An 11,728-nucleotide genomic window follows, 5' to 3' on the forward strand; every position below is an offset into this window, starting at 1 on the left:
CGCACCGCGACGCCGCACCATGAAGGGACGGTTCCGGCCGCGTACCGCCTCCGGCTCAGCCCGTGCCCTTCGCCCCGCAGGAGTCTCAGTGGCCGAAGTCCTGGGTCCACCAGGGGCCGCCCGGGCCGAAGTGCACGCCCACGCCGAGTGTCCTGAAGTCGCAGTTGAGGATGTTCGCCCGGTGGCCGTCGCTGTGCATCCAGGCGTCCATCACCGCCGCGGCGTCGGCCTGGCCGCGGGCGATGTTCTCGCCGCCGAGCCCCCGCACTCCGGCCTTCGAGGCGCGGTCCCAGGGGGTGCGTCCGTCGGGGTCGGTGTGGTCGAAGAAGCCGCGGGCCGCCATGTCCGCGCTGAAGTCCTGGGCGAGCGAGGCCAGCGGGGAGTCGGCCCGCACGGGGCTGCAGCCGGCCTTCGCCCGTTCCCGGTTGACCAGGGCGAGCACGGCCTCCCGGGCCGACGTCACGGCCGGAGAGGCCATGGACCTGCGGGCGGCGGGTGCGGAGGATCCGGAGGTGTGCGATCCGGCCGCCGACTTCCCGGAGGCGGTCGGATCGCTGCTCTTCCCGTCGGCCGAGGAGGCGGCCGAGGCCGAGGAGCGGGACGACTCGGCGCGTCGTCCGGCCGGCGCGGACGCCCGGGAGGGGGCGGCGGACGAGGGGGATCCGGAGGGAGTTCCCGCCTTCGTCGGTCCGTCGGTGCGTCCGGTGCCACGGTCGGCGGCCGTGGTGGAGCGGCCGGTGGGGGAGGCGGTGGGCTCGTCCCCGTCCGGCAGATCGGGGCCGGCCCCGGTGCGCACCCGGTCGGCGGGGGAGCCGCCGCCGATCGAGTAGGTGTCCCCGCCGGGCACCAGCCCGGAGGCGACCGCCACGGCGCCGACGGCGAGGGCGGCGGAGGCACCGATCAACCCGGTGCGAACGGGCGCACCGGACCGTTTCCCGTGGCGGGCCCGCCGGTGCCGGTCCGTGTCCTCCGCGGCCCGGCCCGGAACGGGGGGTATCACGGCGGAGCGACTATGGCGTCCCATGCGGCTGAGCCCTTCTGATGGTCCGGACGCCGGCCCCGGCGTCAACACACTTCACCCGTTGGAGTGAGATCATGTGCGACCGGACTGTACGCCATGGCCCTCCGGCCGGAGGTGCTCCGCAGGGGATCGGCCGGTTAGCGTTCGGGCATGGACGAAGACGTACGGCTCACCGCATGGGTGCGCGGCCGGGTGCAACGAGTCGGATTCCGCTGGTTCACCAGGGAGAACGCCCTGGAGATCGGGGGCCTCACCGGGTTCGCCCTGAACCTCGACGACGGCAGGGTGCAGGTGGTGGCCGAGGGGCGACGTGAGAATTGCCACCGGCTGCTGGAGTGGCTGCGCTCTGCCGACACACCCGGGCGCGTGGACGGAGTCACTGAGATATGGGACACGCCACGGGGTGGATACGACGGCTTCGCGATTCGCTGATCCGGCCCGGTTCACGATCTTTCCGGGGAATTTGTTCGATCAGTGTTCGATGGGTGGCGGGTGGTGACGGAAGGCCGCACTCGATCGCATACACATGAAATGACCTGCGGAATGTCCGGGTGGTTGCCAAGATTCGGTTGGCATGCCAGGCTGCGGCGGTAAGGATGATCTCCACGCCCCCGAGGGCCCGCAGGAGAGTCGCGCCGCTCGCTCGTCGAGCCGCGCGCCCCCGGGCCGCCCGGCTCTACAGGGCGTGATCGTGTTGACCGTCAAACTTTTTGGTGAGACGCTGAAATCCCCGCGCACCCGAGCTGTTCGGCAGAGCTGTTCGGCAGCAGAACAGCAGTGAATGAAGAGCGATGTCGAGCGCCGCGGGTGCGATTCCCTCACGACCCACACCGCATCGGTCGGTCACTCAGTGTGGAGGACCATCCATCATGGCAAAGGCGCTTCTCGGTTACGTCGGCGGTTCCGACCCGCGACTCCTCGCCGAGATGCGACGGCTCCAGCAGCGCGTGCAGGACCTCGAATCCGAACTCGTACGGATTCAGCACGAGAACGACGCGCTCAACGCCGCCGCCCAGCACCAAGAGTCGCTGCTCGACAGCATGGACATCGACGTACCTCGGGCGGAGCCGGCGCTCACCTGACCGGACGGCCCTCGGGCCGGTCGGGCTGCTCGCGTCAGCCGTTTCGAGATCATCACCCGGATCGTCGCCGGATCACTTGAAGATCACAGTTCTTGATCTGTCACCCAGGTGACATGTCCTTGATCTGCCGTGTGCCGCTGTACCAACGAGATCGCACACGCAACATCGCAGCAAGATTCACAAGGGGCGCTCCGGCGTCCCTTATTTCTTTTCCCGGAGGCGCCGAGGTCACTCGGCTGCCGGCCCTGCGCGGGACCGCCCCGGACGTACACCCCTTCCCTTACCGTCTGGTGTGCCCTGCACCCTCATCGGTGAAACCGAGAGCGAAAGGTAGAGTCCGGCGGCGTGCACCTCAAGGCCCTGACCCTGCGTGGTTTCAAATCGTTCGCCTCCGCCACGACCCTGCGGTTCGAACCCGGTATCACGTGCGTCGTCGGCCCCAATGGGTCGGGCAAGTCCAACGTGGTCGACGCGCTTTCCTGGGTCATGGGGGAGCAGGGCGCCAAATCTCTGCGCGGCGGCAAGATGGAAGACGTGATCTTCGCCGGCACCACCGGACGGCCGCCGCTCGGACGGGCGGAAGTCTCGTTGACGATCGACAATTCCGACGGCGCCCTGCCCATCGAGTACGCAGAGGTGACGATCACTCGGATCATGTTCCGTAACGGCGGCAGCGAATACCAGATCAATGGTGACACCTGCCGGCTCCTGGACATTCAGGAACTCCTCTCGGATTCCGGAATCGGTCGCGAGATGCACGTGATCGTCGGTCAGGGGCGGCTGGATTCCGTGCTCCACGCCGATCCGTCCGGGCGTCGCGCGTTCATCGAGGAAGCCGCGGGCGTGCTCAAGCACCGCAAGCGCAAGGAGAAGGCGCTGCGGAAGCTGGACGCGATGGGAGCCAATCTGGCCCGCGTCCAGGACCTTACCGACGAGCTGCGGCGGCAGTTGAAACCGCTGGGCAGGCAGGCGGCCGTGGCGCGCCGGGCCGCGGTGATCCAGGCCGATCTGCGCGACGCCAGGCTGCGGCTGCTCGCCGACGACCTGGTCGGTCTGCGCGCCGCGCTGCGCGGCGAACTCGCCGACGAGGCGGCGCTCAAGGAACGCAGGGAGGCCGCCGAGACGGAGCTCAAGGCCGCGCTGGTGTGCGAGGCGGCGCTGGAGGACGAGGTGCGGCGGCTGGCCCCGCGACTCCAGCTGGCCCAGCAGACCTGGTACGAGCTGTCGCAGCTGGCCGAACGGGTGCGGGGCACGATCTCCCTGGCCGACGCCCGGGTGAAGAGCGCCACCGCCCCCGTCGAGGAGGAGCGGCGGGGGCGCGATCCGCAGGACCTGGAGCGGGAGGCCGCCCGTATCCGCGAGCAGGAGGCGGAACTCGCGGCCGCGCTGGAGGCGGCCGAGCACGCCTTGGAGGACACCGCCGCCCACCGTGCCGAACTGGAACGGGAGTTGGCCGCCGAGGAACGCAGGCTCAAGGACGCCGCCCGTGCCATCGCCGACCGTCGCGAGGGACTGGCCCGGCTCGTCGGGCAGGTCAACGCGGCCCGCGGCCGGGCCGGTTCGGCACAGGCCGAGATCGACCGGCTGGCCGCCTCGCGCGACGAGGCGCGGGAGCGGGCCGTCGCCGCCCAGGAGGAGTACGAACAGCTCAAGGCCGAGGTCGAGGGTCTGGACGCGGACGACGTGGAGCTGGGCGAGCGGTACGCCGCCGCCAGGCACGAGCTCGCGGAGGCGGAGACCGCGCTCTCCGGGGCCCGGGACGCCGCTGCCGCGGCCGAGCGGAAGCGGGCGGCGGTGGCCGCCCGTCACGAAGCGCTGGCCCTCGGCCTGCGCCGCAAGGACGGCACGGGCGTGCTGCTCGGTGCGCGGGACCGGCTGTCCGGCCTGCTCGGACCGGCCGCGGAACTGCTGGCCGTGGATCCCGGGCACGAAGTGGCCGTGGCGGCGGCCCTGGGGGCGGCGGCGGACGCCGTCGCGGTGACGGACCCGGCCACGGCGGCGGAGGCGATCCGGCTCTTGCGCAAGCAGGACGCGGGACGGGCCGCGCTGCTGCTGGGCTGGGTGCGCGCCGGGGTGCCCGACCAGCACGGCGGTTCCGGAGCAGGTGGTGCGGGAGCGGTCGGTGGTGCCGTTGTTGGCAACAGTTCCGGTGAGGTGGGCGGGGCTGTCGTTGTGGGTGGTGCCGATGCGTCGGCCGCCGCGCCGGTACCCGCGCAGGAACAGGCACCGGCGCGGGAACAGGTCGGGGAGGACGCGGCCCGTATCGTCCGGCGGGTCTCCGTCGCGGGTGCGGCCGGAGCTCCGGACGGGGCCCCGTTCGTGGCCGATCTGGTCCGCGGCCCCGTCGAACTGGTGGACGCCGTGCGCCGACTGGTGCGGGACACGGTGGTGGTCGGCACGTTGGAGGATGCCGAGGACCTCGTCGCAGCCCATCCGGAACTCACGGCAGTGACCGCGGAGGGGGACATCCTCTCGGCCCATTTCGCCCACGGCGGCTCCGCCGGGGCGCCGAGCCTCCTGGAGGTGCAGGCATCGGTCGACGAGGCCGCTGCCCAGTTGGAGGAGCTGGCCGGGCGGTGTGCGGAATCGGCCGACGCCCAGCGGCGCGCCGAGGAGCGGCGGCGCAGCTGTGCCGGGCGGGTCGAGGAGCTGGGGGAGCTGCGCCGGGCCGCCGAGCGCGAGAGGTCCGGGGTGGCCCAGCAGCTCGGGCGGCTCGCCGGACAGGCCCGCGGCGCGGCGGGCGAGGCCGAGCGGATGACGGCTTCCGCGGCCCGTGCCCAGGAGGCCCTCGAACGGGCGACGGAGGAGGCCGAGGAACTCGCCGAACGGCTGCTCGTGGCCGAGGAGTCGCCCGTCGAGGAGGAGCCGGACACCTCCGTCCGCGACCGGCTCGCCGCCGATGGGGCCAACGCCCGGCAGACCGAGATGGAGGCCCGCCTCCAGGCGCGTACGCACGAGGAGCGGGTCAAGGGGCTCGCGGGCCGTGCCGATTCCCTCGACCGGGCGGCCCGCGCCGAGCGCGAGGCCCGTGCCCGCGCCGAGCGGCGCCGTGCCCGGCTGCGGCACGAGGCCGCGGTGGCCTCGGCCGTCGCGTCCGGTGCCCGTCAGCTGCTCGCGCACGTCGAGGTGTCCGTCGAGCGGGCCGAGCGGGAGCGGGCCGTCGCCGAGGCGGCGAAGGCGGAGCGGGAACGGGACCTGGCGGCCGAGCGCAATCGGGGCCGCGTGCTCAAGGACGAGCTCGACAAGCTCACCGACTCGGTCCACCGCGGCGAGGTGCTCGGCGCCGAGAAACGCCTGCGGATCGAACAGTTGGAGGCGAAGGCGCTGGAGGAGCTGGGGGTCGAGCCGGCCGGTCTGGTCACCGAGTACGGCCCGGACCAACTCGTCCCGCCGTCGCCGGCCGCCGCTGGCGAGGAGCTGCCGGACGATCCCGGGCATCCGCGCAATCAGCCGAAACCGTTCGTCAGGGCCGAGCAGGAGAAGCGGCTGAAGGCGGCCGAACGGGCGTATCAGCAACTCGGGAAGGTGAATCCGCTCGCCCTGGAGGAGTTCTCGGCCCTGGAGGAGCGGCACAAGTTCCTCTCCGAGCAGCTTGAGGACCTGAAGCGGACCCGGGCCCATCTGATCCAGGTCATCAAGGAGGTCGACGAGCGCGTCGAGCAGGTGTTCACCGAGGCGTACCGGGACACGGCCCGCGAGTTCGAGGGCGTCTTCTCGCGCCTCTTCCCGGGCGGTGAGGGGCGGCTCGTCCTGACCGATCCGGACAACATGCTCGCGACCGGGGTGGACGTCGAGGCCCGGCCGCCGGGCAAGAAGGTCAAGCGCCTCTCGCTGCTGTCCGGCGGGGAGCGCTCGCTCACGGCGGTGGCGCTGCTGGTCTCGATCTTCAAGGCCCGGCCGAGCCCGTTCTACGTGATGGACGAGGTCGAGGCGGCGCTCGACGACACCAACCTGCAGCGGCTGATCCGGATCATGGAGGAGCTCCAGGAGAGTTCGCAGCTGATCGTGATCACGCACCAGAAGCGGACGATGGAGGTCGCCGACGCGCTGTACGGCGTCTCGATGCAGGGCGACGGGGTCTCCAAGGTCATCAGCCAGCGACTGCGCTGAGGGCGGTCCGTACTCCCGCTCGGCCGCCAAGTGGTGGCGGCCGCAAAGTTGTGCGGCACTGGGAAGAGCGCGTTCCTCGCGGGGGGAGCGCGCTCCCCCGTATCTGACGACGCGGCCCGGCATCAGGAGTTCACGTGACCAGCACAGAGCAGGGGCCGGTGTCCGGAGCCCGGGCGGCCCAACCGGACCGCCTCGGCCATGTCGTCTTCATCACGGCCGCCGCCGCCATGGGCGGCTTCCTGTTCGGTTACGACAGCTCCGTCATCAACGGTGCGGTGGAAGCGATTCGCAGCCGGTACGCCATCGGTCCGGCGACTCTCGCCCAGGTCATCGCCATCGCCCTGATCGGCTGTGCGATCGGCGCGGCCACGGCGGGACGCATCGCCGACCGCATCGGCCGCATCCGCTGCATGCAGATCGCCGCCGTGCTCTTCACCATCAGTGCCGTCGGCTCCGCGCTACCGTTCGCCCTGTGGGACCTGGCGATGTGGCGGATCGTCGGCGGCTTCGCCATCGGCATGGCGTCCGTGATCGGCCCGGCGTACATCGCCGAGGTGTCGCCACCCGCCTACCGGGGGCGTCTCGGCTCCTTCCAGCAGGCGGCGATCGTCGTCGGCATCGCCATCTCGCAGCTTGTCAACTTCGGCATCCTGCAACTCGCGAACGGGGATCAGCGCGGCCGGATCGGCGGCCTGGAGGCGTGGCAGTGGATGCTCGGCGTGATGGTCGTCCCCGCCTCCCTGTACGGGCTGCTGTCGTTGGCGATCCCCGAGTCGCCGCGGTTCCTGATCTCGGTCGGGAGGAAGGAACGGGCCCGCCGGATCCTCGCGGAGGTCGAGGGGAGGAACGTCGACCTCGATGCCCGGGTGGCCGAGATCGAAGCCGCCATGCATCGGGAGCACAAGTCGACGTTCAAGGACCTGCTCGGCGGGCGGGCCGGCTTGCTGCCGATCGTCTGGGTCGGCATCGGCCTCTCGGTCTTCCAGCAACTCGTCGGCATCAACGTGGCGTTCTACTACTCGGCGACGCTCTGGCAGTCCGTCGGCATCGACCCGACCGCCTCGTTCCTCTACTCGTTCACCACGTCGATCATCAACATCATCGGCACCGTCATCGCGATGACGCTGGTGGACCGGGTGGGGCGCAAGCCGCTCGCGCTGGCCGGGTCCACCGGCATGGCCGTCGCCCTCGCCTTCCTGGCATGGGCCTTCTCCGCCCCGCTCGTCGGCGGCAAACTGCCTCACGCCCAAGGCGTCGTGGCGCTCGTGGCGGCCCATGGCTTCGTGCTCTTCTTCGCCCTGTCCTGGGGTGTGATCGTCTGGGTCTTCCTCGGCGAGATGTTCCCGAACAGGATCCGTGCGGCGGCGCTGGGGGTCGCCGCCTCCGCACAGTGGGTCGCCAACTGGCTGATCACCGCGAGCTTCCCGAGCCTGTCCGCCTGGAACCTGTCGGCGACTTACATCATCTACGCCTGCTTCGCCACGCTCTCGATTCCGTTCGTGCTCGCGTTCGTGAAGGAGACCAAGGGGAAGGCGCTGGAGGAGATGGGCTGAGCGCCCCGGACTCCCACGGGCCCGCCGGGCCCGTGGGACCGGGCGGTGCGCGAACCGCTCCGCACACCGGGAGGACGGCCCGCCCGAACGGACACGATCAGCGCCCGACTGCCGCACAGAACAACCGAAGGCTGCGCCACCCCTCCTCGATCGGCATCCCGCCGCACAGCGGATGCAGGACGACGCTGTCCGACTCCGCGGCCACCTGGGCGCACTCCTTCGGCGTGACGACCCGGTAGACGCCTTCGTCCCGCAGCTCCGCCACCGTGCTCGCCGTCGAACGCACCGCCGAGCGGATGTCCTCGGACTGCCAGGAGGCGTAGGTGCGCGCCTCGTGCAGGAAGTGCCCGCCGTGCGCGGCCCACGTCCGCTCCGGGTCCTCGGACACGTGGAGCAGCGGAGTCTCGGCCGACGGCATCATGCAGAAGCCGTCCGTCCCGAACTCCGCCCGCCGCTCGTGGTAGTACGCCTCCAGCTCCGGCAGGTGCGCGCTCGGGAAGAACGGCAGCCCGAACCGGGCCGCCCGCCGTGCCGCCGCCCGCGAACTGCCGCCCACCAGCAGCGGCGGATGCGGCCGGGTGTACGGGCGCGGCGTGACCCGGACCGTACGGCCCCGGTACGGGAACGGCTCCCCGGTCCACGCCCGTACCAGGGTTTCCAGGAGTTCGTCCTGGAGCCTGCCGCGGCTGCTCCACTCCACGCCCGCCCGCTCGTATTCCTCGGGCCGGTAGCCGATGCCCGCCACCGTGATCAGCCGGCCCGCGCCCAGCAGGTCCAGGACCGCGATGTCCTCGGCCAGCCGCAGCGGGTCGTGCAGCGGGCCGATGATCGCCGAGACGGTGACCGCGATGCGGCGGGTGGCGCCGAGCACCGATCCCGCGAAGACGAAGGGCGAGGGCAGCCAGGAGTTCTCGACACCGTGGTGCTCCTCGGTCTGCACGGTGTCGATGCCGTGCTCGTCGGCGTATCCGGCCATCTCCACCGCGGCGCGGTACCGGGCCGAGAGCGACTCGGGGGTGGCGGCGGGATCGACGAGATTGAACCGGACCACTGTGAAGGCCATGTCGCGTGTCCTCTTCGTCCGTCGGACTCGGTGGGCCGGACACTAGCTGACGATCCGTCAGGAGTGTAGTGGTGTATCGCCCCTTCATCCGCCGGACGCCGGGGCCGGCCGCGGCAGGATCGCGTACGACGCGCCGGAGACGGCGACGGTGACCGCCCAGCCCAGTCCGTGCCGCCCCGCCCACGTGTCGGCGAGTGGTCCGGAGAACCACTCGACCCGGGTCAGGAGCAGCCCCGCCACCAGGCCCGCGGTCCACGCGGCCGCGGCCGGGAGCGAGAAGCCGCCGGTGTACCAGTAGTCGCCGTCCGGCGAGGTGTTCAGGAGTGCTGCCGGATCGTAAGCGCGCCCGCGCAGCCGGTCCGCGCCGAAGACCCCGATCCACGCCGAGAACGTCACCGCCAGCAGGGTCAGGAAGGAGACGAACGAGTCCATGAAGCGCTGCGCCGACATCATCAGCAGCGAACTCAGGAACAGGCTGATGACGGCGTTCACCCCGACCGCCCACGTCCGGGGGATCGCGAGGCCGAGCGTCTGCGCGGTGAACCCGCCCGTGTACAGCGACATCGCGTTGATCAGCACCATGCCGACCACGGAGACCAGCAGGTACGGCACCGCGAGCCAGGCCGGCAGCAGGGGCCCGATGAACGCGACCGGATCCCGGGCCGCGGCCAGCCCCGGCGTCTCCACCGCCATCACGGCGCCCATCAGCACCAGCGGCAGGCACACCACCACGGCACCGGCCGTGGTCGCCGCCACCACGGCCCGGCCCGACGCGGTGCGCGGCAGGTACCGGGCGAAGTCCGGGCCCGACGGCACCCAGCTGATCCCGCCCGCCACCAGGACACCGATCCCCGTCACCATCGCCGCCGTCGGCCCCGCGGGCCGGCCCAGCGCCTCGGGCCACGGGGTGCGGCCGATCAGGTGAATCAGCACGAGGACGCTGGAGCAGCCGAACAGGTACGTGGACCAGGTGCAGCACACCCGCAGCGCGCGCCACCCCAGCCCGGACACCAGGAAACTGCCTCCCACGAAGGAGACCAGGGTCGCCATGATCAGCGCACTGCCGCTCACCACGCCGAACAGGAGATTCAGCACGGCGAGCACGGCGTACGTGCCGGTGACCGCGTTCACCGTCTCCCAGCCCCAGCGGGCGATCCAGATCGGCGCACCGGGCAGCAGATTGCCGCGCGGACCGAAGACGGCCCGCGAGAGCGCCATGCCGGGCGCTCCGCCCTCCCTGCCCGTGATGGAGACCAGACCGACCAGGCCGAAGCCGATGGCCGGGGCCGTGATGGCGACGACGAGCACCTGCCAGAGGTTCAGCCCGCCGAAGACGACGAGCCCGGCGCCCATGGTGAGCGACAGCACGGTCAGGTTCGCACCGGCCCAGGTGGGGAAGAGGGACCGGACGCGGCCGGTGCGCTCGCTGTCGGGGACGGGTTCCAGACCGCGGGTCTCCACGGGCGGGATCGTACCTTTTGCGCTCAATGGGATGATATCGGTGGACGGAGGGTGTCGACGGCGGTCGGTCGCGTGGGCCCGGGAGCGCCGTGACGGCCCGCACGCACCCGGTCACGGATTCGCACCTTCTGCGACTCCTCACCACTCGTGACTGATACTGGGCGGGTTATGGAAATCGTCATCCTTGCTGTAGTCATCGCCCTGGTCGCGGTCGGCGTGATCAGCGGGCTCGTGGTCAGCGGCCGCAAGAAGAAGCAGCTGCCCCCGGCGCCGCCGAGCACGCCGACCATCACTCCTCCCGCCGAGCCCCATGTCGGCGAGGAAGCCGAGACGCCGCGCGAGGAACCGCGCCGCACCATCGAGGAGGTCGCCCCGCCCTCGGCCGAGGCTCCCGCCGAGGCGGTCCCCGAGGCCGTCGAGCCGGAGACGCCCGCAGCCCCCGCCATCGAAGTACCCGAGCCCACCGCCGGCCGGCTGGTCCGGCTGCGCGCCCGGCTCGCCCGCTCGCAGAACTCCCTCGGCAAGGGGCTGCTCACGCTCCTGTCCCGCGACAACCTCGACGAGGACACCTGGGAGGAGATCGAGGACACCCTCCTGACCGCCGACGTCGGCGTCACCCCCACCCAGGAGCTGGTGGAGCGGCTCCGGGAGCGCGTCCGGGTGCTCGGCACCCGTACCCCCGAAGGGCTGCGCGCGCTGCTGCGCGAGGAGCTCCTCACCCTCGTCGGCACGGACTTCGACCGTGCCGTCAAGACCGAGAGCGGTCTGGACACCCCCGGCGTCGTGATGGTCGTCGGCGTCAACGGGACCGGCAAGACCACCACCACCGGCAAGCTGGCGCGGGTGCTCGTCGCCGACGGCCGCAGCGTCGTGCTCGGCGCGGCGGACACCTTCCGGGCCGCCGCCGCCGACCAGCTCCAGACCTGGGGGGAGCGTGTCGGCGCCCGCACCGTACGCGGACCCGAGGGCGGGGACCCGGCGTCGATCGCCTTCGACGCGGTGAAGGAAGGCATCGCCGAGGGCGCCGACGTCGTCCTCATCGACACCGCAGGGCGGCTGCACACCAAGACCGGTCTCATGGATGAGCTCGGCAAGGTCAAGCGGGTCGTGGAGAAGCACGGGCCGCTCGACGAGATCCTGCTCGTCCTCGATGCCACGACCGGACAGAACGGTCTGGTGCAGGCCCGGGTGTTCGCCGAGGTCGTCGACATCACCGGCATCGTGCTCACCAAGCTCGACGGCACCGCCAAGGGCGGCATCGTCGTCGCCGTCCAGCGCGAACTGGGCGTACCGGTGAAGCTGGTCGGCCTCGGTGAGGGGCCGGACGACCTGGCGCCGTTCGAGCCGGAGGCGTTCGTGGACGCCCTGATCGGGGACTGACACCCGCGTCCCGGCGGAGAGCCCGACCCCTGCCGCACACGCGGCAGGGGTCGGGCTC

Annotated in this window: 8 protein-coding genes; 5 read left to right on the plus strand and 3 right to left on the minus strand. The window is 71.6% G+C overall.

What is annotated here, in order from left to right:
- Nucleotides 1-85: 85 nt before the first annotated feature.
- Nucleotides 86-1,024: a CAP domain-containing protein gene (locus tag ACFC79_RS04080; RefSeq protein WP_376234816.1), complete on the minus strand. Its 939-nt coding sequence runs from the start codon at nucleotides 1,022-1,024 to the stop codon at nucleotides 86-88.
- Nucleotides 1,025-1,171: 147 nt separating this feature from the next.
- Between ACFC79_RS04080 and ACFC79_RS04085 the strand changes: the two genes are divergently transcribed.
- The 4 genes from ACFC79_RS04085 to ACFC79_RS04100 all read left to right on the plus strand — a co-directional run bounded on the left by ACFC79_RS04085 (nucleotide 1,172) and on the right by ACFC79_RS04100 (nucleotide 7,766).
- On the plus strand, nucleotides 1,172-1,453 hold the full coding sequence (locus ACFC79_RS04085) for an acylphosphatase (protein WP_376234818.1): 282 nt from the start codon (nucleotides 1,172-1,174) through the stop codon (nucleotides 1,451-1,453).
- Nucleotides 1,454-1,890: 437 nt separating this feature from the next.
- Complete coding sequence (locus ACFC79_RS04090) at nucleotides 1,891-2,103, plus strand: hypothetical protein (protein WP_073784849.1); 213 nt, start codon at nucleotides 1,891-1,893, stop codon at nucleotides 2,101-2,103.
- A 345-nt stretch (nucleotides 2,104-2,448) separates the two neighbouring features.
- Entirely contained in the window at nucleotides 2,449-6,213 is a 3,765-nt protein-coding gene (locus ACFC79_RS04095; protein ID WP_376234821.1) for an AAA family ATPase, read from the plus strand.
- A 134-nt stretch (nucleotides 6,214-6,347) separates the two neighbouring features.
- The gene (locus ACFC79_RS04100; protein WP_376234823.1) at nucleotides 6,348-7,766 is read left to right on the plus strand and encodes a sugar porter family MFS transporter; all 1,419 of its coding nucleotides are present in this window, start codon (nucleotides 6,348-6,350) and stop codon (nucleotides 7,764-7,766) included.
- 97 nt (nucleotides 7,767-7,863) lie between these two features.
- On the opposite strand, the gene ACFC79_RS04105 is transcribed toward ACFC79_RS04100, so the two are convergent.
- Both ACFC79_RS04105 and ACFC79_RS04110 read right to left on the minus strand, forming a co-directional pair.
- Nucleotides 7,864-8,829 (minus strand): LLM class flavin-dependent oxidoreductase, encoded by a 966-nt coding sequence (locus ACFC79_RS04105; RefSeq protein WP_376234825.1) that lies wholly within the window; start codon nucleotides 8,827-8,829, stop codon nucleotides 7,864-7,866.
- 84 nt (nucleotides 8,830-8,913) lie between these two features.
- On the minus strand, nucleotides 8,914-10,290 hold the full coding sequence (locus tag ACFC79_RS04110; protein WP_376234828.1) for a purine-cytosine permease family protein: 1,377 nt from the start codon (nucleotides 10,288-10,290) through the stop codon (nucleotides 8,914-8,916).
- 168 nt (nucleotides 10,291-10,458) lie between these two features.
- On the opposite strand from ACFC79_RS04110, the gene ftsY reads away from it, so the two are divergent.
- Complete coding sequence (gene ftsY, locus ACFC79_RS04115) at nucleotides 10,459-11,670, plus strand: signal recognition particle-docking protein FtsY (RefSeq protein WP_376234831.1); 1,212 nt, start codon at nucleotides 10,459-10,461, stop codon at nucleotides 11,668-11,670.
- Nucleotides 11,671-11,728 lie beyond the last annotated feature (58 nt).

It is taken from the genome of Streptomyces sp. NPDC056061, from assembly GCF_042266885.1.
In the GTDB taxonomy this organism is placed as follows: Bacteria; Actinomycetota; Actinomycetes; order Streptomycetales; family Streptomycetaceae; genus Streptomyces.